Genomic DNA, 20491 nt, shown 5'->3' with positions numbered 1-20491 from the left:
TCAAATTAATGAACTGGACGGTATAGTCCAGTCCGATGCAGCCCTCCGGCCCCACCAGCGTCCGCGCGCCCGACGACGCCCGCCAGCAGCGGGTCCACGACGCCGTGCGCGACCTGGTCCGGGAACAGGGCGTGCAGGTCAGCATGGAAGCCGTCGCCGCCCGCGCCGGTTGCTCCAAGCAGACGCTCTATGCGCGCTACGGCTCCAAGCAGGCCCTGCTGCTGCAGGTGCTCAGCGAGGACAGCCGCAACGCCACGATGCTGCCCGGGGCTCCCGATGCCGCTTCGTTGCGCCGCGCACTGGTGCACTTCGCCTGCGACCACCTGCAGCGGCTCTCCGAGCCCGGGACGATCGGCACCGCCCGCCTGCTCACCGGCCAGGCCACGCAATTTCCGGACGAGGTCCGCGCCCTGTACGCGATCTGGATCGAAGGCCTGCAGGGACGCATTGCAACCTGGTTGCAACAGGCGATGCGTCGTGGCCTGCTCAGGCATGACGATCCGCACTGCGCCGCCGAGCTGCTGCTGGGCATGATCACCGGCCTGGACTTCGACCGGCAGCGCTTCCTGGTTCCTCACCGCGACACAACCCGCCTGCAGACACAGTGGGCGGAGTTCGCGGTCGACAGCTTCCTGCGTGCCTTCGCCCCACCCGCCCCGCGCGGCTGACGCACCCCCTACCCGTTCTCATCGACCTCCCCGGAGTTCCCATGCGCCTCCACCACTCCCTGATCCTGGCCGGCAGCCTGCTCGCCCTCGCGGCCTGCGGCGGCAAGGACGAAGCCGCCGCCCCGCCGCCGCCCGAAGTGGGCGTGGTCGAGGTCAAGCCGCAGACCGTGCCGCTGACCCGCGACCTGGTCGGCCGGCTCTCGCCCTACCGCAGCGCCGACGTGCGCGCCCGCGTCCCGGGCGTGCTGCTGCGCCGGGTGTACGAGGAAGGCAGCGACGTGCGCGAAGGGCAGGTGCTGTTCGAGATCGACCCGGCCCCGCTGCAGGCCTCGCTCGGCGTGGCCCGCGGCCAGCTGGCCCAGGCCGAGGCGACCTACGCCAACGCCCGGGCGGTGGCCGAGCGCGCGCGCCGCCTGGTGCCGCAGAAGTTCGTCTCGCAGAACGACCTGGACAACGCGGTCGCGGCCGAGCGCAGCGCCGGCGCGGCGGTGGAAGCGGCCCGCGCCACCGTCCGCAACGCCGAGATCGACCTGGGCTATGCCCGGGTCACCTCGCCGATCGCCGGCCGCGCCGGCAAGCAGCGCGTCACCGAGGGCGCGCTGGTCGGCCAGGGCGAGGCGACGCTGCTGACCACGGTCGACCAGCTCGACCCACTGTTCGCCAACTTCTCGATCAGCTCCACCGAACTGGCCCGCCTGCGCGCCGCGACCAACGTGTCGCTGGCCGGGACCGGCAAGTCGACCGTGCAGGTCGTGCTGCCCGGCGACCGGGTCCACGAACAGCCGGGCGTGGTCGACTTCTCCGACACCACGGTCGATCCCGAAACCGGCGCGGTGTCGCTGCGCGCGCAGGTGCCCAACCCCGGCAACGTGCTGTTCCCGGGCAGCTTCGTCACCCTGAAGGTCAACATGGGCGAACTGCACGAGGTGTTCCTGGTGCCGCAGGAAGCGGTGCTGCGCGATGCCAACGGCGCCTTCGCGCGCGTGGTCGGTGCCGACGGCAACGTCGAACGGCGCAACCTGACCACCGGCGTGGCCCAGGACGGGCAGTGGATCGTGACCTCCGGCCTGAACCCGGGCGACAAGGTGATCGTCTCCGGCGTGCAGAAGGCCAAGGAGGGCGCGCCGGTGAACGCGACCCCGTGGCAGCCCGCCGCCGCCGCGGCGCCGGCCGCGCCCGGCCAGGCCGCGGCGCCCGCCCCCGCGAAGGACGCGGCGCCGGCCAAGGCCCCCGCCGACGGCGACAAGCCGGCCGAGTAAGGACACCCGCCCATGCCCAAGTTCTTCATCAACCACCCGGTCTTCGCCTGGGTCGTGGCGATCCTGATCTCGCTCTCGGGCGTTATCTCGATCCTCGGCCTCGGCGTGGAGTCCTATCCCAACATCGCCCCGCCGCAGGTCACCGTCAGCGCCAGCTATCCCGGCGCCAGCGCCTCGACCGTCGAGCGCGCGGTCACCCAGGTGATCGAGCAGCAGCTCACCGGCATCGACCACCTGCTGTATTTCAGCTCCTCCTCCAGCGCCACCGGCCGCGCGAGCATCACCCTGACCTTCGAGACCGGCACCGACCCCGACATCGCCCAGGTCCAGGTGCAGAACAAGGTCGCGCTGGCCACCCCCCGGCTGCCCACCGAGGTCACCCAGCAGGGCGTGGTGGTGGCCAAGGCCAACGCCGGCTTCCTGATGGTGGTCGGCCTGGTCTCCGACAACCCCGCGGTCGACCGCAACCAGCTCAACGACATCAACGGCTCGCGCGTGATCGACCAGGTCTCGCGCATCCCCGGCGTGGGCAGCATCCAGCAGTTCGGCGCCGAGTACGCGATGAACATCTGGCTGGACCCGGAGAAGCTGCAGGGCTTCGGCCTCTCGGCCACCCAGGTGCTGGCGGCGATCCGCGCCCAGAACGTGCAGTTCGCGGCCGGCTCGGTGGGTTCGGACCCGGCGCCGGAAGGCCAGGCCTTCACCGCCACGGTCTCGGCCGAAGGCCGCTTCAGCTCGCCCGAGCAGTTCGAGCAGATCATCCTGCGCGCCGACAGCGACGGTTCGACCGTGCGCCTGCGCGACGTGGCGCGGGTCAGTTTCGGCCCGGGCTCGTACGGCTTCGACACCAAGTTCGACGGCAAGCCGATCGGCGCGTTCGCGGTGCAGCTGCTGCCGGGCGCCAATGCGCTGAACGTGGCCGAAGCCGTGCGCGCGAAGATGGACGAGCTGCAGGCGACCTTCCCGCAGGGCGTGACCTGGATGTCGCCCTACGACTCCACCACCTTCGTGAAGATCTCGATCGAGGAAGTCGTCAAGACCCTGATCGAGGCGGTGGTGCTGGTGTTCCTGGTGATGCTGATCTTCCTGCAGAACATCCGCGCCACCATCATCCCCACCCTGGTCATCCCGGTCGCGCTGCTCGGCACGTTCCTGGGCATGTCGATCATTGGCTTCACGATCAACCAGCTGACGTTGTTCGCGATGGTGCTGTCGATCGGCATCGTGGTCGACGACGCGATCGTGGTGATCGAGAACGTCGAGCGCATCATGACCGAGGAGGGGCTTTCGCCCTACGACGCCACGGTCAAGGCGATGGAGCAGATCACCGGCGCGGTGGTCGCCATCACCGTGGTCCTGGCGGCGGTGTTCATCCCCTCGGCGCTGCAGGGCGGCGCGGCCGGCGAGATCTACAAGCAGTTCGCGCTCACGATCGCGATCGCGATGGCGTTCTCGGCGTTCCTGGCGCTGGGCTTCACCCCGGCGTTGTGCGCGACCTTCCTCAAGCCCAGCCACCACGCCAATTCCAACTGGGTGTTCCGCACGTTCAACAAGTACTACGACCGGGTCAGCCATACCTACGTGGGCCACATCGGCAGCGCGGTCAAGCACGCGCCGCGCTGGATGATCCTGTTCGCGGTGCTGGCGCTGCTGTGCGGCTTCCTGTTCACGCGCATGCCCGGCAGCTTCCTGCCCGAGGAAGATCAGGGCTATGCGATGGCGATCGTGCAGCTGCCGCCTGGCGCGTCGCTGCAGCGCACCCAGCACGTGTTCGACGACATGCGCGGCCGCCTGGAGGGCATCGACGGCTACCAGAGCATGCTGCAGGTGGCCGGCTTCAGTTTCGTCGGCCAGGGCGAGAACGTCGGCATGGCCTTCATCCGGCTCAAGTCCTGGGACGAACGCGAGCTGACCGCCCCGGAGTTCATCCAGCAGGCCAACGGTGCGCTGTTCGGGATCAAGGAGGCGACGATCTTCGTGGTCAACCTGCCGACCGTGCAGGGCCTGGGCCAGTTCGGCGGCTTCGACATGTGGCTGCAGGACCGCTCCGGCCAGGGACAGGCGGCGCTGACCCAGGCGCGCAACATGCTGCTCGGACAGGCCGCGCAGAACCCGGCGCTGGTGGGCGTGCGCCCGAACAGCCTGGAGGACGCGCCGCAGCTGCAGCTGCACGTGGACCGGGTGCAGGCGCAGTCGATGGGCCTGCAGGTCGGCGACATCTACAACGCCATCAGCCTGATGCTGGCGCCGGTGTACGCCAACGACTTCTTCTACGAAGGCCGCATCAAGCGCGTGAACCTGCGCGCCGACGCCCCGTTCCGCACCGGCGCCGAATCGCTGGGCAGCTTCTACACGCCCAGCCCCACCGGCAGCATGATCCCGCTGAGCACGGTGGTGGACGCCGAATGGACCACCAATCCGCCGTCGCTCAGCCGCTACCAGGGCTACGCCGCGGTCAACATCGTCGGTTCGCCGGCCCCGGGCCACAGCTCGGGCGAGGCGATGCAGATCATGGAAGGCATCGTCAGCAACGACTTGCCTCCGGGCTTCGGCTACGACTGGAGCGGCATGTCCTACCAGGAAATCCTGGCCGGCAACGCCGCCACGCTGCTGCTGGTGCTGTCGATCGTGGTCGTCTTCCTCTGCCTGGCGGCGCTGTACGAGAGCTGGTCGATCCCGGTGGCGGTGCTGCTGGTGGTGCCGCTGGGCATGCTGGGCGCGGTGATGTTCAGCCTGATGCGCGGCCTGCCGAACGACATCTTCTTCAAGATCGGCCTGATCACGATCATTGGCCTGGCCGCGAAGAACGCGATCCTGATCATCGAGTTCGCGGTCGAGCAGCGCCTGGCCGGCAAGACCCTGCGCGAGGCGACCATCGAGGCCTCCCGCCTGCGCTTCCGCCCGATCCTGATGACCTCGTTCGCGTTCATCATGGGCGTGGTGCCGATGGCCCTGTCCACCGGCGCGGGCGCGAACGCACGCCATGCGATCGGCACCGGCGTGATCGGCGGCATGATCTTCGCCACCTTCCTCGGCCTGCTGCTGATCCCGGTGTTCTTCATCGTGGTCCGGCGCATGCTCGGCGACAAGCTCGACGAGCCCTCGCGCGAGTGGCTGGAGAAGCACGGCAAGGGCGAGCCCGCGGCGCACTGACCGCGGCAACCCGGTCCTGAAAGCGAAAGCCCCGGCAGCGATGCCGGGGCTTTTTTCGTGGATCGCCTCCGCGCTGCACGCGCTCGGCGGCACCGTCCTACATCGGCGCGTTCGCCGCGGGCGCCACGTAAGCCGCGCGCGCGGCGCGGACCAGGTGCTGGTGCTGGTCGGCCCAGTCGATCAACCCGCTCACGCGCTCGAAGAACGAATGTCCCAGTGCGGTCAGCGTGTAGTCCACGCGCGGCGGCACGGTCGCATGCACGTGGCGCACCACCAGCCCGTCCTCCTCCAGGTGGCGCAGGGTCTGGGCCAGCATGCGCGGGGAGATGTCCTCCACGCGCCGGCGCAGCTCGGTGAAACGCAGCGTCTGGCCGCTGCTCAGCTCGATGAGCAGCAGCACCGTCCAGCGGTCGCCGAGCCGGTCCAGCACGCCGCGGATCGGGCACTTTTCCGCCAGTCCGCTGTTCTGTCGATGCAGGGCCATCCCTTTCCTCCGCCAGTGGTCACGTCCGGTTACGGCGCGGTAACCGGGTTACTCCCGCCGCCCTCCTTGCGAGGCCCGGCGCCATTACTACCATATGGTAACCAACAACCACTCTGGTACCAAGGACCCGCGATGAACGCCTCCCCCACCCTCCTGGTCACCGGCGCTTCGGGCCATCTCGGCCGCGCCGCCATCGACCATCTGCTCGACGTCGTCCGGATCCCGGCCGACCGCCTGATCGCCACCACCCGCAATCCGGCCTCGCTGGCCGACCTCGCGGCACGTGGCGTGCAGGTCCGTGCCGCCGACTTCGACCGGCCGCAAACCCTGGACGCCGCCTTCGCCGGCGCCCACCGCCTGCTGCTGGTGAGCACCGACGCCCTGCTCGAACCGGGCCTGCGCCTGCGCCAGCACCTCAACGCGGTCGAGGCCGCTGCGCGCGCCGGCGTGCGGCACGTGGTCTATACCTCCATGCCCAAGCCCGAACCGGGGTCGCCGCTGCTGTTCGCGCCGGACCACTACGGCACCGAGCAGGCCTTGGCGGCCAGCACGCTGGACTGGACCGCGCTCCGCAACGCCTGGTATTTCGAGAACCTGTTCCTGGGCCTGCGCCCGATCCTGGAGAGCGGCCACTGGTACAGCGCCGCCGGCGAAGGCCGGATCGCCCACATCGCCCGCCAGGACCTGGCCGAAGCGGCGGCCATCGCGCTGGCCGCGGACTTCGATGGCAGGCGCACCCTGACCCTGACCGGCAGCGAGGCGTTCACCACGCGGGAAATCGCCGCCCTGGTCGCGTCCATCGCCGGGAAGGCCATCGAGGTGGTCGACGTGCCGGTGTCCGCGCTGATCGACGCCATGCGCCAGGCCGGTTTGCCGGGCCAGCTGCCGGAGGTGTTCGCGTCCTTCGACAGCAACACCGCTGCCGGCGGCCTGGCCGAGGTCACCCTCGACTTCCAGGCGCTTACCGGGCGCGCACCGCTGCAGTACCGCACCTGGCTGCAGCGCAATGCGCAGGCCATCGCCACGGCCTGAGCGCGCGGCTACGCGCTGCAACGGAAACGCCCCCGCACGCGTGGCGTGCGAGGGCGTCGGTGGCACCGGCCGGCCGCGACCAGCGGCCGGATCGGATGCGGGGTGTTACTTCACCGCAGCGTGGTAGCGGCGCTCGACCTCGTCCCAGTCGACCACGTTGAAGAACGCGCCGATGTATTCCGGGCGACGGTTCTGGTACTTCAGGTAGTAGGCGTGCTCCCACACGTCCAGGCCGAGGATCGGCGTGTTGCCGTCGCTCAGCGGGCTGTCCTGGTTGGCGCTGCTCTCGACCACGACCTTCTTGTCGGGGGTGACGCTCAGCCAGGCCCAGCCGCTGCCGAAACGGGTCAGCGCGGCCTTGGTGAAGGCTTCCTTGAACTTCTCGAAGCCGCCCACGTCCTTGTCGATCGCCTTGGCGACGTCGCCCTTCGGCTCGCCGCCGCCCTTGGGCGACATCACCGTCCAGAACAGGGTGTGGTTGGCGTGGCCACCGCCGTTGTTGCGCACCGGGCCCTGCAGGTTCTCCGGCAGGGTCTTCAGCTTCGCCACCAGTTCGTCGACCGGCAGGTCGGCGTATTCGGTGCCTTCCAGCGCGGCGTTGACGTTGTTGATGTAGGTCTGGTGGTGCTTGGTGTGGTGGATCTTCATCGTCTCCGTATCGATGTGCGGCTCCAGCGCATCGTAGGCATACGGCAACTCGGGGAGGGTATAGGCCACGGTGGTCTCCTTGGATTTCGTGCCCGGACAGTCCCGGGCGCGGCCGGCACAGTGTAGGGACGCGGGGCCGGGCAACCAAGCCACGACGGGGAATGCTGCATCCCGGCCGCCGCCGCGCCGCTCTTGCCCGACGGGGCCGACAGGGTCGCGCAGCCGCGGTTCGGCCGACGTGAAGCGCACGACAACGGCAAGCGGCGGCGCGACCGCTGGCGCGCCTGCCGTCGCGCATACTGCGGCGCATGCCATCACCCCGACGACGCATGCCGCTTTCGCGCGCCCTGCCCTGGCTTGCCGCCGCGATCCTGCTGTTCGCGCTGGCATGGCACCAGCAACGGCCGTCCGCCCCGGCCGAAGCGACCGGACACGACCGCACCGCGGTCGCTGGCGGTGCCGGCGACGCGCAGGCGGTCCTGCCCGGCTTCCTGCCGGCGGAAGCGGCGCCGGTCATCGCCGCCATCCAGCGTGGCGACCGCTTCGCGCACCGGCAGGACGGCAGCGTATTCGGCAACCGCGAGCGCCGGCTGCCGGCACGCGACCACGGCTACTACCGCGAATACACCGTCCCTACCCCCGGCTTGTCGCACCGCGGAGCGCGGCGGATCGTCACCGGCGGCGATCCGCCGGCCGAGTGGTACTACACGGCCGACCACTACGACAGTTTCCGCCGGTTCGAACCGCCCGCCGCGGAGGCCGCCCCATGAGCGGATCGGGATTCAACCTCGGCCTGGACGATGCATCCCGCGCCGGCGTCTACGAGGTGGCGGCAGGCGACCTGCCGGTCCTGGCCGCCGCCGCGCGCGATGCGGGCCTGCTGGTGCGGCGCCTGGACCTGGATGGATGCCGCGACAAGCGCGCGCTGCTGCTGCGCATCGCCACCGTGCTCGACCTCCCGGGCGGGCGTGGCGGCAACTGGGACGCGCTGATGGATGCGCTGCGCGACCTCGAATGGTTGCCAGCCGCGGGCTACGTACTGCTGCTCGACGGCACCGGGCCGTTGCGCGCCTCGCTGCCGCGCGAGTTCGACGCGCTGGCCGGCGTGCTGCAGGAGGCGTCGGCCTGGTGGGCCGAGGCCGAGGTGCCGTTCTGGGCCTTCATGGACGGCGCTGCGGAGACGACGGACGAGGCGCCCTGACGCCTGCCCCCTGCGCCGGCCGCGTCAGCCGTCCAGCTCCGACCAGCGTGCGTAGGCCGTGTCCAGTTCGTCCTGCGCCTCGGCCATGCGCCGGGTGTGGGCGGCCACCGCACCCGGATCCTGCTGGTAGAAGCCGGCCTCGGACATCGCCGCGGCCAGCGCCGACAGCTCCGCCTCGAGCGCTTCGATCCGCGCGGGCAGCAGCTCCAGCTCGCGCGTGTCCTTGTAGCTGAGCTTGCGCCGGGCCGCGGCGGGGGCCGGAGCCGCCACCGGCGCCACGCCGGTATCGGCAGCCTTCGACCGCGCGGGCTTCGCTGCGGCTTCCGTCGTCGCGGGACGCTGGCGCAGCCAGTCGGTGTAGCCGCCCACGTACTCGCCCACGCGGCCCTCGCCTTCCATGACTAGCGTGGAGGTGACCACGTTGTCGAGGAAGTCGCGGTCGTGGCTGACCAGCAGCAGGGTGCCGGCGTAATCGGCCAGCAGCTCCTCCAGCAGTTCCAGGGTCTCCACGTCCAGGTCGTTGGTCGGTTCGTCCATCACCAGCAGGTTGGACGGCTGCGCGAACAGGCGCGCCAGCAGCAGGCGGTTGCGCTCGCCGCCGGACAGGCGGGTGATCGGCGCCCGCGCCCGCTCAGGGGTGAACAGGAAATCCTGCAGGTAGGCCAGCACGTGCTTGCGGCTGCCGTTGAGGTCGACGAAGTCCTGGCCGCCGGCCACGTTCTCCATCGCGTTCCAGTCCTCGCGCAGCGCCGCGCGGTACTGGTCGAAGTAGGCGACCTGCAAGTTGGTGCCGGCCCTGATCTCGCCCGATTGCGGCTGCAGTTCGCCGAGCAGCAGCTTGAGCAGGGTGGTCTTGCCGCTGCCGTTGGGTCCGATCAGGCCGATGCGGTCGCCGCGCAGGATCGTGGTGGAAAAGTCGCGGACCATGCTCCGCTCGCCGAACGCGAACGACACCTCCTTCGCCTCGACCACCTTCTTGCCGGAGGACTCGCCCTGCGCGGCTTCCATGCGCACGTTGCCCGCGAGCTCGCGGCGCTGCGCGCGCTCCGTGCGCATGGCCTTGAGCCGGCGCACGCGGCCTTCGTCGCGGGTGCGGCGGGCCTTGATGCCCTGGCGGATCCACGCCTCCTCCTGCGCCAGCAGCTTGTCGAAGCGCGCGTTCTCCTGCGCCTCGGCGTTCAGGCGCTCCTCGCGGCGGCGCTCGTAGTTGGCCCAGTCGCCCGGCCAGCTGGTCAGCTGGCCGCGGTCGATCTCGACGATGCGGGTCGCCAGCGCCCGCAGGAACCGGCGGTCGTGGGTGACGAAGACGACGCTGCCGGTCCATTCCTTCAGGAACGACTCGAGCCAGTCGATCGCCTCGATGTCCAGGTGGTTGGTCGGCTCGTCCAGCAGCAGCACGTCGGGCGCGCTGACCAGCGCCCGGGCCAGCAAAACCCGGCGCTTCATGCCGCCGGACAGGCGCGCGAACGCCGCATCGCCGTCCAGGTCCAGCCGGGTGAGCACCTCCCCCACCCGCCGGTCGAGCGCCCAGCCGTCGGCCGCGTCGATCTTCGCCTGCACCTTGGACACCGCGGCCGCGTCGTACTCCGCGGCGTGGCTGAGGTGGTGGAACTCGGCCAGCCACGCCCCCAGCTCGCCCAGGCCGCCGGCGACCACGTCGAAGATGTCGCCCCCGGTGCCGCCCGGCACTTCCTGCTCCAGCCGGGCCACGCGGACCCCGCCCTGGACCCGCACCTGGCCGTCGTCCGGCTGCAGTTCGCCGGCGATGAGCTTGAGCAGGGTCGACTTGCCGGCGCCGTTGCGGCCGATCAGGGCGATGCGCTCGCCGGGTTCGATCGACAGGTCGGCATGGTCGAGCAACAACGGGCCGCCGACGCTGTAGTCGACGTTGTGCAGGGTGATCAGGGGCATGCGCTTCGGGAGGGGCGGCAGCGGGGGCTGCGGCTTGGTCTGGGGCGGCGGGAACGCCGGCGGTTCCAATTGTAGCGGCCCGCGCACCGGGCCAGGCCGGTCCCGCGCGGCCCCGGCGGGCAGTGGAGGCCGCGACCTGCGAAAATGGCGCATGACCGATTTCGCCTCGCTGCCGCTCTCCCCCGCCCTGCGCCCCGGCCTGGACGCCCTGGGCTATACCACCGCCACGCCGATCCAGGCGGCCGCGCTGCCACCGATCCTCGAGGGCCGCGACCTGATCGCGCAGGCGCCGACCGGCAGCGGCAAGACCGCCGCGTTCGGCCTGGGCCTGCTGCAGCGGCTGGACCCGGCGGTCAGCCGCGCGCAGGCGCTGGTGCTGTGCCCGACCCGCGAACTGGCCGACCAGGTCGGCAAGCAGCTGCGCAGGCTGGCCACCGGCATTCCCAACCTCAAGCTGAGCATCCTCACCGGCGGCACCGCGCTCGACCCGCAGATCGCCTCGCTGCAGGCGCACGACCCACAGGTGGTGGTCGGCACGCCCGGCCGGATCCAGGAACTGGCGCGCAAGCGCGTCCTCCACCTGGGCGGCGTGCGCACGCTGGTGCTGGACGAGGCCGACCGCATGCTCGACATGGGCTTCGAAGAACCCGTTCGCGAGATCGCCGGCCGCTGCGACAGGCACCGGCAGACCCTGCTGTTCTCGGCCACCTTCCCCGGGGAGATCCGCGAACTGGCCCGGCAGCTGCTGCGCGAGCCGGTGGAGGTCGCGCACGAAGGCGCGGAAAGCGCGCCGGCGATCGAGCAACGCTTCTTCGACGTCGACCCGGCACACCGGCAGAAGGCCGTGGCCGGCCTGCTGCTGCGCTACCGGCCCGAATCGGCGGTGGTGTTCTGCAACACGCGCAAGGACGTGGACGAGGTCGCCGGTTCGCTGCGCCAGTTCGGCTTCTCCGCCCTGGCCCTGCACGGCGACATGGAACAGCGCGACCGCGACGAAGTGCTGCTGCAGCTGGCCAACCGCAGCTGCAACGTCCTGGTCGCCAGCGACGTGGCCGCGCGCGGCATCGACGTGGAAGACCTGGCCGCAGTGGTGAACTACGAATTGCCGACCGACGTGGACGCGTACCGCCACCGCATCGGCCGCACCGGCCGCGCCGGCCGCACGGGCCTGGCGTTGAGCCTGGTCGCGCCGCGCGAGAACCCGCGGGCGGAGATGGTCGCCGCCGCCCAGGCGGCGCCGCCGACGCGCGAATCCTCGCCCCTGGCCACCGGCCGCCCGGCGCAGCCGGCGCAGGCGACGATGGCCACCCTGCGCATCGACGGCGGCAAGACCGACAAGCTGCGCGCCGGCGACATCCTCGGCGCGCTGACCGGCGACGCGGGAGTGCCGGCCAAGGCGATCGGCAAGATCGCCATCCACGCCACCCGGTCCTACGTGGCGATCGCCCGCGAGCAGGCGCCACGCGCGCTTAAGCAGCTGGAGGCGGGCAGGATCAAGGGCCGCCGGTTCCGGGTTCGCCCCCTGTGAGCGGCGCGCTGGCGGCGCCCGCACCTGCCCGGTTCTGATCGCGGGCGAAGGCGGGATGCCGGCACCGCGTTCGCCCCGAAAAAAACGGGGCCGGCGGGGCGCCCGTCGCGCCCCGCCAGCCCCACTCCCGCCAGCACGGGAAGCCGGATCAGAAGCCCGCGGTGAACTCCACGCCCCACACGCGCGGCGGGGTCAGGCGCGCGCCGACGGTGCCCAGCACGGTCTTGCCATAGGTGGCCAGGCCGTTGACGTACTGGTTGTCGAGCAGGTTCTCGCCGTACACGGCCACCCCGTAGCGGCCGCCGGCCGAGGTCCAGCCGACCCGCAGGTTCGCCAGTTCCTGCGCTTCGCCCAGGCGCAGCGCCGGGCTCACGCCGCAGGTGCCCTGGCTCTGCGACTCGTCGCTGCAGCGGGTCTTGCCGCGGTAGCCGTAGCGGACGGCGGCGCGGACGCTGCCGTGCTCGTCGAGATCCCAGACGTAGGCGGCGCCGGCGGCCATCGACCACTTCGGGATGCCGGTCGGCTGGCCGCTGACGTCGATCCCCTCCGGGGTCACGTACTGCTTGTAGGTGGCGTCGATGTAGCCGGCGTTGAAGTCCAGGGTCAGCGCCGCGGTGGCGCGCCAGGCGGCGTTGAAGTCCACGCCCCAGGCTTCCAGGTCGGAGGTGTCGACCACGTAGCGCGGGATCGCGGTGGTGGTGTCGAGGCGGATCGCCTGGCGGTTGTCGTAGGTGTAGTAGTAGGCCGACGCGTCGTACTGGAGGCCATGCTCGGGCAGCACGTGCTTGACGCCGGCCTCGAAGTTCCACACGTCTTCGTTGTCGAACTGGCTGCCGATCTGCAGCGCGTTGAATCCGCCGGCCTTGTAGCCCTTGGCCACCGAGGCGAAGCCCATCAGGTCGTCGGTGAAGTGGTAGTCGGCGACCAGGCGCGGGCTGATGTCGTCCCAGCTGTCGGAATCGCGGGTGGTGACGCCCTTGTTCATCATCGCCGGCGGGTCGATGAAGGCGATGTCGAAGATGTAGGCCTCCTTCGGGATGCCCAGCATCGCGAAGATCCCCATCGCCTCCATCGCGTCCAGGGTCGCGTCCAGGCCCGGCGCGTAGCGCTGGTCGTTGAACCAGCTGAACTCCTTTTCGTCGCGGGTGTAGCGCAGGCCGAAGGTCAGGTTGAAGCGGTCGTTGACCCGCCAGATCACGTCGCCGTACAGCGCGTAGGCGCTGGTCTCGAGCGAGTTGACGAACTTCTCGTTCCAGGGCTCGCCCAGCAGCGTCAACGGGATGCCGTACATCTGCATCACCTGGCTGGTGAAGCCGAACAGGGTGCCGTCCGGGGTCGGGGCCATCCCCATGTTGCGCACGATGGTGTCGACCGAATCGGTGTAGGCGTTGACCTCGCTGGTCTGGTCGGCCTTCTCGCGGTAGTAGCTGGCGCCGGCCACCCAGTCGAAGCGCTCGCCGCTGCCGGAGAACTTGAACTCCTGGTAGAAGTTGCGGTTGCTCTCGGTGTTGACCGAGTCCACGTACAGGTCGCGGCGGTCGGTGCCGTCCTCCTCGACCCGGTTGAGCGAGTCGTAGTCCTTCAGCGCGGTGGTGGAGGTCAGGTTGCCCCACTCGAACGCGTGGTCCACGATCAGGGTCAGGCCATCGAAGCTGCGCGACTCCTCGTTGCCGTCCACGTCCACCGCCGCCGGCGTGCGGCGCGGGTCAAGGTAGGCGGCCTCGTCCACCGGCAGCGGCGGCACCCCGGGCGCGGCCGGCAGCGCGACCACGCCGATGGTGGCCTGGCCGAGCTGGTCCAGGTTCTCGTGGTCCCACGTCACCCAGGCGGTGGTGTTGTCGCCGAAGCGGGTGCTGAAGGCGGCGCGGGTCGCCCAGTTGTCCTCGGGCGCCAGGTCCCGGCCCGTGTTGGCGTCCTGGATCCAGCCATCGGCCTGGTTGAACACGCCGTTGAGGCGGAACGCGGAGTCCTCGCCCACCGGGATGTTAGCCATCGCGTCGACGTAGCGCTTGCCGTACTCGGCCAGGCGCAGGCGCGCACGGGCTTCGGCGTCGGCGCCGGGGCGGTGGGTGACGATCGAGATCGCGCCGGCCGCGGTGTTGCGGCCGAACAGCGTGCCCTGCGGACCCTTCAGCACCTCGATGCGGGCCACGTCGGTGAACGGCAGCAGCACGCCGCCGCCGCGTCCGGCGTAGACGCCGTCCACGTACACGCCGACCGCCGGGTCGGTGCCGATGCCGAAGTCGTCGGTGCTGATCCCGCGCAGCTCGAAGCTCGGCTGGGTCGGCTGCTGGCCGTCGACCACCAGGCCGGGCACGAACATGTCGATGTCGCTCAGGTCCTGCGCGGCGACGTCGTCCAGCATCTGCGCGGTGACCACCTGCAGCGCGATGGGCACGTCCTGGAGTTCCTGCTCGCGGCTCTGCGCGGTCACCGTGATCGTGTCGAGCGTGACCGCCGAGGAGGCGGCCTCGCCCTCCTGCGGCGCGGCGAACGCGATGGACGCGGCGCCCGCCGCGAGGCCACCGAACAGTGCCTGGCGGATGCGCAGGCTCAAAGGATGCTTGCGGACCATCATGGAGTTCTCCCCTACTCGCGCTGTGGCTGGTTGGTCTTGCGGGTTCTGGAGGAAAGTGCGCGGATGCCGCCGCTGCACTGGCGGCATCCGCGCGTACCCTGCATCCGGCACTCCCCCAAGCGGCCGGTCGCGGGGATTCGGTGGTTCAGCCGGTGTCGCCGCACTCGCCGTGCTGCCCGGCGATCCAGGCGCGGATCAGCTCCACGCCCTCGGCATGGGTCACGCTGCGTCCCAGCTCCGGCATCATCACCCCGGGGTCGTTGCTGACCATCCGGTAGGTCAGGATCGATTCGTCGGGCTTGCCGGGCACGATGTCGTAGCGGCGGTTGCCGGTGCCGTGGCCGGCGGCGATCGGCAGCTTGCAGCGGCCCAGGCGCAACGGCTCGGCCACGTCGCTGGCCAGCCAGAGGCCGGAGGTGTTGCCGGGCCCTGACGCGCTGTGGCAGTGCGAGCAGTTGATGTCCAGGTAGGCGCGCGCGCGCGCGTCGACGGAGGCGGCCCGGTCCTGCCAGTCCGCCACGCGCGGTACTGCCGCCGCGACCGGGGCGCCGGCGAGGTAGCCCACGGCCTGCCACCGTGCCAGCTGGTTGGCGGTCAGCGTGCTGCCGTCCGCCTGCAGATAGGCGTGGTCGCGGTTGAGGTGCCGCGCCTTGGGCCCGATCGGATGCAGTTCGCGGGTGGCCAGGTCGCTGCCGTGGCAGCCCGCGCACTGGTTCTGGTCGGGTACCTGGTAGGCCGCCTCCTCCTCGGCGCCGTCGGCCCCGACCAAGGTCAGCGACACCAGCTCGCCGGCGCGCATCAGCCGCGCCCCGGTCTGCGCGTCGTTCCACACGTAGGGCAGCGCGACCCAGCCGGCTTCCCGGCGGACCAGCAGGCGGGTCTCGACCAGCCGCACCCTGTCCAGGTCCAGCGCCCCGCCGGGCAGCGCGCCTTCGTCGCCCTGGCTGCGCAGCACCCGCTGGCTGTCGCGCGCCTCGCCCTCCAGCCGCGGGTAGTAGAAGGTCTTGCTGATGATGGTCCCGACCGGGAAGTCGAAGGCCTCGTTCGCGTCGTAGCGTGCGGTGCTGCCTTCGGGCATCCAGACCGTGCGCAGCTTGTGCGCGTAGTCGGTGAACAGCGGCGTGTTGAGGTCGTACGGCAGGACCCGCGCGTTCGGCGCCATCCGCCCGCCGGACATGTCGAACAGGTGCCAGTCGGCCAGCGATTCGGGCTGGCCTTCGGCATGGAACACCACCTGCCCGCCGGCGCCGGGCCGGCAACCGGCGACCACGCCCGCGGCCAGCACCAGCGCGCCGGCCAGGGCGATCAGCTTCCGCGACAGCGGGCCGCGCCCGCGGGACATCGGTTCAACCACGCTTGAGGTCCACCTGCGGCAGCGGCGGCAGCGTGCAGCCGAAGCCGGACGCATCGCTGCTGGGGTTCTTGTAGCGGTTCGGGCCGTCGGCGTTGACCACGCCCGAGACCCCGTGCAGGCAGATCTGCGGGCCGTCGGCGAGGCTGGCGTTGGCGTAGCCGTCCCACAGCACGTCGGGCAGCCGGCCGTTGAGCCCGAACAGCGCGACCTTGAGCGCCTTCAGGTCCAGCCCGTCCGGCGCGTCGCCGCCGCCGGACAGGCGGTTGCCGTGCACCGAGATCCGCTCCGGGTAGGGATCGAACGACTCCGAGCGGCTGTCGTCGCTGTAGCCGGTGGAATAGACGCTCGACACGATGATGTTGGCGGTCTTGTTGTCCCTGATGTCGTTGTCGAAGATCTCGACGTCGTCATTGGAGTTGATCACCACGCCGCTGCCGGCCGGGACGCTGGCCACCGGGGTGCCCTTGGCGCCGAAGTTGCCGGTGTTGTTGGCGAACACCTGGTTCTTGAACACGCGGATGTTGCCGCCTGGCTGCTTCAGCGCCGGCATGTTGAACACCAGGATGCCGCCGGTGTTGTTGGTGGCGACGTTGCCGTAGACGTCGGCGTTGATCGTGTTCTCGATCTCGATCCCGGCGACGTTGTATTCGGCGCGGCTGTTGCGGACGATCACGTCCTGCGACTGGCCGACGTAGATGCCCGCGTCCGACGCGCCGATGGCGATCGAATCCTCGATCAGCACGTTGCGGGTGCGCACCGGGTACAGGCCGTAGCCGCCGTTGGCGGTCTTCGGGCCTCCGGTCCACTCCACGCGCACGCCGCGGATGGTGACGTGCTCGGCCTCGTTGATCTTCAGGCCGTCGCCCTTGGCGTCCTCGATCGCGAGGTTCTCGATGGTGAAGTGGTCGGCGTTGACCAGCAGGCCCTCGGCGCCGGCCTTCTGCCCCTTGAAGCTGAGCACCGACTTGTCCTGCCCGGCGCCGCGCAGGGTCACGTTGTCCACGCGCAGGCTCAGGCCGCGGTCGAAGGTGTAGCGGCCGGCGGGAACCTCGATGACGTCGCCGGGCCTGGCGTCGAGCAGCTTCTGGCGCAGGACGTCGGCGAAGGCGGCATCGCCCTCGGCCACTGCCGCGGTCGGTACGTGCCCGCTGCCGCCGTCGCCGCATCCGGCCAGCGCCGCCGCCAGCCCGGCCACCAGCAGGCCCTGCGTCCAGCCCTTCGTGCGCCCCTCGCCCCGCCCGTTCCGCTCGCCCATCGTCCGCCCCCGGTCAGCGCCACGGTGATGTGGCCGGCCGGTAGTTTCCCTTGCATCCAGACGCCTGCGGAGGGCAAAGCCGGCATAATGTCGGGGGGAAAAACGGACAGGCTGTGACCGATGGCGGCAAAACTCCCGACCGACGTCCCGCCCCTGCACGGCGCCAACATCAAGTGCGGGATCGTCGCCGGCCTGGTCGGCATGGCCGACCGGCTGGGCGTGTCCTGCGATGGCTGGTTCGAGGGCACACGGCTGCAGCGCGCCCAGTTCGGCGCCGGCGCCCCCGTGTACCTGTCCTACCGCCAGGCCTGCCAGATCGTCGGCCGGGCCCTGCACGCGCTGCCCGGCGAAGCGCACGGGCTGGCGCTCGGCCAGGCCCAGGACGTGGGCCATTTCGGCCTGCTCGGGCTGGCGATGATGACCGCGCCGAACTTCGGCGAGGCGCTGCGCACCGGGGTGGAGTTCGCCCCGATCACCGGCGCGATGATGGAGCTGCAGCTGGAATCGGTCGCGCTGGCCGACGAGCGGCCCGGGGTGGCGATGACCGCGCGCATGGGCACGCCCGAGCCGGACATCGAGCCGTTCCTGTGCGAGGAACTGTTCTCCAGCTGCCTGATGCTGTGCCGTGGCCTGCTCGGACCGTGGTTCGGGCCCGCCCTGGTCGAACTGGCGTACCCGGCGCCGCCCTACGCGCCGGAATACCGCAAGCTGTTCGGGTGCGAGGTCCGGTTCGGCGCGCAGGCCAACCGCGTGGTCATCGACGGCGGCTGGCTCGGTTCGCCGATGCCGGCGCACAACCCGGCCACCTCGCGTCAGCTCCTCGACCTGTGCCGGCAGCAGATGCCGAGCGCGCGCGCATCGAGCGGGATCGTCGCCGCGGTCGAGAAGCTGGTGAGCCTGCAGCTGGCCGATGCCCCCCGCCTGGTCGACATCGCGGCCGAGCTGCACGTGAACGAGCGCACCCTGCGGCGCCACCTGCGCGATGCCGGGACCAGCTTCAAGGCGATCCACGACCGGCTGCGGCGTGACGCCGCCGAGAGCCTGCTGGCCGGCGCCAGCTCGAACATCGCGGCGGTCGGCGCGGCGATCGGCTTCCATGATCCACGCGAATTCCGGCGCGCATTCAAGCGCTGGACCGGCGTGGCACCGCGCACGCTGCGGACCCGCTCGACCTGAGCGCGCACCGCGCTGCCCCTCCCGGCGGCGACGCCGCCACCGCGCGCGTCAGTGCCGCAGCAGCGCCCGCAGCGGCACGGAAGCGGGCCAGCGTTCGCGCCCGCGCAGGCCGGCCAGCTCGATGAGCACGGCGGCACCGGCCAGCATCGCGCCCTGGCGCCCGATCAGGCGGGCGGCCGCCGCCAGCGTGCCGCCGGTGGCCAGCACGTCGTCGACCAGCAGCACGCGCGTCCCCGGCGGCAACGCGGCGGCCTGCATCTGCAGGCGGTCGCTGCCGTACTCGAGCGCGTAGGCCTCCTCGAGCAGCGGGCCGGGCAACTTGCCCGGCTTGCGCAGCGGCACGAAGCCGGCGCCCAGCTCGCGCGCGAGCGCGGCGCCGAGGATGAAGCCGCGCGACTCGGTGCCCGCGACCGCCTCGATGCCGGCAGCGCGCCATGGTGCGGCGAGCGCGGACAGCATCGCCGCCAGCGCGTCGGCGTCGGCAAGCAGCGGCGCGATGTCCCGGAAGACGACCCCCGGCGACGGGAAGTCCGGCACCTCCCGGATCAGCGCCGCCCACGGCGGGACCTGCGTGTCGCTCATGCCGATGCTCCTGTCTTCGCCGCCCGATCGTGGCACAGCATGCCCGGCGCCGTGGCGTGCCGGCTCAGGAACTGCACGACAGCATCGAACAGCCCGCCCGGTGCCGCGCCCATTCCGGTCGCGCGCCGGCGTAGTGCGCGCGACCGGGCTGTTCCTCGTACGGCCGGCGCATGACGTCCAGCAGCTCGGCGATGCCCCCCGTGTCGCCCTGGCCGGCCCGGTCGATCGCTTCCTGCGCCAGCCAGTTGCGCAGCACGTACAGCGGATTGGCCCGCCGCATCGAGTCACGCCGCTGGACCGCTTCGAGCGGGTCATCCGCCTGCCGTGCCGCGTGGCGCGCCAGCCAGTCGCGCAGCGGCGCTTCGATCCGGGCACGCGCGTCGGCGTCGTAGAACGCAGCCTCGAACGGGAGCAGGTCGGGGGCCGCGGCATCCCGCTCGCCCAGCGCGCGGAAGAACAGGGTCATGTCCACCTGCCCGTCCTGCAGCAACGCCTGCAGGTCGGCGAACAGCCGCAGGTCCGCCTCGCCGCAGGCCGCCAGGCCCAGCTTGCGCGCGACCAGCTCGCGCCAGGCCGCGTCCCAGGCCTGCCGGTAGCGTTCCAGCCCGGCCTCCAGCGGCGCCACTCCGTCGAACAGCGGCGCCAGCGCATGCGCGAGCTGGACCAGGTTCCAGTACGCCACCTGCGGCTGGGTGCCGAAGCGGTAGCGGCGGCCCTGCGCGTCGGTGGTGTTGGGCGTCCAGTCCGGGTCGTAGTCCTCGACCCAGCCGTACGGGCCGTAGTCGATGGTCAGGCCGAGGATGGACATGTTGTCGGTGTTCATCACCCCGTGCACGAAGCCGACCCGCATCCAGCCGGCCACCATCCGCGCGGTGCGCTCGCAGACCTGCGCGAACCACTCCGCGTCGCCTTCCGCGCCGCGGCCGGCCAGCCCGGGGAAATGGTGGCGCTGGGCGTAGTCGGCCAGGGCGCGGAGCAGCGCGGTGTCGCCGCGCGAGGCCGGCAGCTGCCAGCTGCCGAAGCGCAGGAAGGTGGGCGCCATCCGGCACACGACCGCGCCGGGTTCCGGCCGGGGATGGCCGTCGTAGAACATGTCGCGCACCACGTCCTCGCCGGTGCCGACCAGCGACAGCGCACGGGTGGTCGGGATGCCCAGGTGGTGCATGGCCTCGCTGCAGAGGAACTCGCGCACCGAGGAACGCAGCACCGCGCGCCCGTCGGCGAACCGCGAATACGGGGTCTTCCCCGCGCCCTTCAGCTGCAGCTCCCAGCGCCCGCCCTCGCCGCCCAGCGCCTCGCCCAGCGAGATCGCGCGGCCGTCGCCCAGCTGGCCGGCCCAGCTGCCGAACTGGTGGCCGCCGTAGTTGGCCGCCCATGGCTGCATCCCCGGCAGCAGCGCGTTCCCGCCGAACACGCGGGCGAAATCCGGATCGGCGAATGCGGTGGCCGCGTCGAGCCCGAGCAGGCGGGCGGCCTCGGGGGACGCCGCCAGCAGGCGGGGCGCGGCGACCGGCGTCGGATCGACCCGCGACCACGCCGCGCCGAGCACCTCGCGGACCCGCGGACCGGTTTCCGGATCGCCCGGGAGGTCGCGCAGGAACGCATTGTCGAATTCGATCCGCATGACGGCCAGATGGGGGCGGTGGCCGCCGGTTACCAGCC

Annotated in this window: 16 protein-coding genes; 8 read left to right on the top strand and 8 right to left on the bottom strand. The window is 71.2% G+C overall.

Annotated features, from left to right (window positions below):
- The first annotated feature begins 35 nt into the window (after positions 1-35).
- The 3 genes from ACA089_RS03780 to ACA089_RS03770 are packed head-to-tail and all read left to right on the top strand — an operon-like array spanning position 36 to position 5080.
- A complete protein-coding gene (locus tag ACA089_RS03780; RefSeq protein WP_372013504.1) occupies positions 36-668 on the top strand; it encodes a TetR/AcrR family transcriptional regulator in 633 nt (210 codons plus the stop codon).
- A 41-nt stretch (positions 669-709) separates the two neighbouring features.
- Positions 710-1927, top strand: a complete 1218-nt coding sequence (locus tag ACA089_RS03775) for an efflux RND transporter periplasmic adaptor subunit (protein WP_372013502.1) — start codon at positions 710-712, stop codon at positions 1925-1927.
- Between the two features lie 12 nt (positions 1928-1939).
- Positions 1940-5080, top strand: a complete 3141-nt coding sequence (locus ACA089_RS03770; protein WP_372013501.1) for a multidrug efflux RND transporter permease subunit — start codon at positions 1940-1942, stop codon at positions 5078-5080.
- A 97-nt stretch (positions 5081-5177) separates the two neighbouring features.
- On the opposite strand, the gene ACA089_RS03765 is transcribed toward ACA089_RS03770, so the two are convergent.
- The gene (locus tag ACA089_RS03765; RefSeq protein ID WP_372013499.1) at positions 5178-5564 is read right to left on the bottom strand and encodes a winged helix-turn-helix transcriptional regulator; all 387 of its coding nucleotides are present in this window, start codon (positions 5562-5564) and stop codon (positions 5178-5180) included.
- 132 nt (positions 5565-5696) lie between these two features.
- On the opposite strand from ACA089_RS03765, the gene ACA089_RS03760 reads away from it, so the two are divergent.
- On the top strand, positions 5697-6596 hold the full coding sequence (locus ACA089_RS03760) for an SDR family oxidoreductase (RefSeq protein ID WP_372013497.1): 900 nt from the start codon (positions 5697-5699) through the stop codon (positions 6594-6596).
- 105 nt (positions 6597-6701) lie between these two features.
- On the opposite strand, the gene ACA089_RS03755 is transcribed toward ACA089_RS03760, so the two are convergent.
- Complete coding sequence (locus ACA089_RS03755) at positions 6702-7313, bottom strand: superoxide dismutase (RefSeq protein ID WP_372013495.1); 612 nt, start codon at positions 7311-7313, stop codon at positions 6702-6704.
- A 260-nt stretch (positions 7314-7573) separates the two neighbouring features.
- Here ACA089_RS03755 and ACA089_RS03750 point away from each other — a divergent pair, with 260 nt between their 5' ends.
- Positions 7574-8014: a guanyl-specific ribonuclease gene (locus ACA089_RS03750; protein WP_372013493.1), complete on the top strand. Its 441-nt coding sequence runs from the start codon at positions 7574-7576 to the stop codon at positions 8012-8014.
- Positions 8011-8445: a barstar family protein gene (locus tag ACA089_RS03745; protein ID WP_372013491.1), complete on the top strand. Its 435-nt coding sequence runs from the start codon at positions 8011-8013 to the stop codon at positions 8443-8445. The genes ACA089_RS03750 and ACA089_RS03745 overlap by 4 nt, the downstream gene beginning before the upstream one ends.
- Positions 8446-8469: 24 nt before the next feature.
- Here the strand turns inward: ACA089_RS03745 and ACA089_RS03740 are convergent, their stop codons facing one another.
- Positions 8470-10356: an ATP-binding cassette domain-containing protein gene (locus tag ACA089_RS03740; protein ID WP_372013489.1), complete on the bottom strand. Its 1887-nt coding sequence runs from the start codon at positions 10354-10356 to the stop codon at positions 8470-8472.
- A gap of 151 nt (positions 10357-10507) precedes the next feature.
- On the opposite strand from ACA089_RS03740, the gene dbpA reads away from it, so the two are divergent.
- Positions 10508-11884, top strand: coding sequence for an ATP-dependent RNA helicase DbpA (gene dbpA / locus ACA089_RS03735; protein ID WP_372013487.1), 1377 nt, complete (start codon positions 10508-10510; stop codon positions 11882-11884).
- Positions 11885-12032: 148 nt separating this feature from the next.
- Here dbpA and ACA089_RS03730 read toward each other — a convergent pair whose 3' ends face one another.
- The 3 genes from ACA089_RS03730 to ACA089_RS03720 form a co-directional block, all read right to left on the bottom strand.
- Positions 12033-14462: a TonB-dependent receptor gene (locus ACA089_RS03730; protein ID WP_372013485.1), complete on the bottom strand. Its 2430-nt coding sequence runs from the start codon at positions 14460-14462 to the stop codon at positions 12033-12035.
- A 145-nt stretch (positions 14463-14607) separates the two neighbouring features.
- Positions 14608-15804, bottom strand: coding sequence for an SO2930 family diheme c-type cytochrome (locus tag ACA089_RS03725; RefSeq protein WP_372013483.1), 1197 nt, complete (start codon positions 15802-15804; stop codon positions 14608-14610).
- Positions 15805-15808: 4 nt separating this feature from the next.
- Positions 15809-17071, bottom strand: a complete 1263-nt coding sequence (locus ACA089_RS03720) for a parallel beta-helix domain-containing protein (RefSeq protein ID WP_372013481.1) — start codon at positions 17069-17071, stop codon at positions 15809-15811.
- Positions 17072-17191: 120 nt separating this feature from the next.
- On the opposite strand from ACA089_RS03720, the gene ACA089_RS03715 reads away from it, so the two are divergent.
- Complete coding sequence (locus tag ACA089_RS03715) at positions 17192-18247, top strand: AraC family transcriptional regulator (RefSeq protein ID WP_372013480.1); 1056 nt, start codon at positions 17192-17194, stop codon at positions 18245-18247.
- Positions 18248-18295: 48 nt separating this feature from the next.
- On the opposite strand, the gene ACA089_RS03710 is transcribed toward ACA089_RS03715, so the two are convergent.
- Positions 18296-18829 carry an adenine phosphoribosyltransferase gene (locus ACA089_RS03710; RefSeq protein WP_372013478.1) on the bottom strand — a complete coding sequence of 178 codons (534 nt, stop codon included), beginning with the start codon at positions 18827-18829 and terminating at the stop codon, positions 18296-18298.
- Positions 18830-18893: 64 nt separating this feature from the next.
- Positions 18894-20453: a protein adenylyltransferase SelO gene (locus tag ACA089_RS03705; protein WP_372013476.1), complete on the bottom strand. Its 1560-nt coding sequence runs from the start codon at positions 20451-20453 to the stop codon at positions 18894-18896.
- Positions 20454-20491: the final 38 nt, after the last annotated feature.

This window comes from Pseudoxanthomonas fibrivorans (genome assembly GCF_041464125.1).
Taxonomy (GTDB): Bacteria; Pseudomonadota; Gammaproteobacteria; order Xanthomonadales; family Xanthomonadaceae; genus Pseudoxanthomonas.
This window is presented reverse-complemented; position numbering and strand designations above follow the sequence as displayed.

Bases quoted from the DNA above. Each gene is read 5' to 3' on its own strand.
- ACA089_RS03780 (WP_372013504.1), top strand. From the start codon at position 36: ATGCAGCCCTCCGGCCCCACCAGCGTCCGCGCGCCCGACGACGCCCGC.
- ACA089_RS03775 (WP_372013502.1), top strand. From the start codon at position 710: ATGCGCCTCCACCACTCCCTGATCCTGGCCGGCAGCCTGCTCGCCCTC.
- ACA089_RS03770 (WP_372013501.1), top strand. From the start codon at position 1,940: ATGCCCAAGTTCTTCATCAACCACCCGGTCTTCGCCTGGGTCGTGGCG.
- ACA089_RS03765 (WP_372013499.1), bottom strand. From the start codon at position 5,564: ATGGCCCTGCATCGACAGAACAGCGGACTGGCGGAAAAGTGCCCGATC.
- ACA089_RS03760 (WP_372013497.1), top strand. From the start codon at position 5,697: ATGAACGCCTCCCCCACCCTCCTGGTCACCGGCGCTTCGGGCCATCTC.
- ACA089_RS03750 (WP_372013493.1), top strand. From the start codon at position 7,574: ATGCCGCTTTCGCGCGCCCTGCCCTGGCTTGCCGCCGCGATCCTGCTG.
- ACA089_RS03745 (WP_372013491.1), top strand. From the start codon at position 8,011: ATGAGCGGATCGGGATTCAACCTCGGCCTGGACGATGCATCCCGCGCC.
- ACA089_RS03740 (WP_372013489.1), bottom strand. From the start codon at position 10,356: ATGCCCCTGATCACCCTGCACAACGTCGACTACAGCGTCGGCGGCCCG.
- dbpA (WP_372013487.1), top strand. From the start codon at position 10,508: ATGACCGATTTCGCCTCGCTGCCGCTCTCCCCCGCCCTGCGCCCCGGC.
- ACA089_RS03730 (WP_372013485.1), bottom strand. From the start codon at position 14,462: ATGATGGTCCGCAAGCATCCTTTGAGCCTGCGCATCCGCCAGGCACTG.
- ACA089_RS03725 (WP_372013483.1), bottom strand. From the start codon at position 15,804: ATGTCCCGCGGGCGCGGCCCGCTGTCGCGGAAGCTGATCGCCCTGGCC.
- ACA089_RS03720 (WP_372013481.1), bottom strand. From the start codon at position 17,071: ATGGGCGAGCGGAACGGGCGGGGCGAGGGGCGCACGAAGGGCTGGACG.
- ACA089_RS03715 (WP_372013480.1), top strand. From the start codon at position 17,192: ATGGCGGCAAAACTCCCGACCGACGTCCCGCCCCTGCACGGCGCCAAC.
- ACA089_RS03710 (WP_372013478.1), bottom strand. From the start codon at position 18,829: ATGAGCGACACGCAGGTCCCGCCGTGGGCGGCGCTGATCCGGGAGGTG.
- ACA089_RS03705 (WP_372013476.1), bottom strand. From the start codon at position 20,453: ATGCGGATCGAATTCGACAATGCGTTCCTGCGCGACCTCCCGGGCGAT.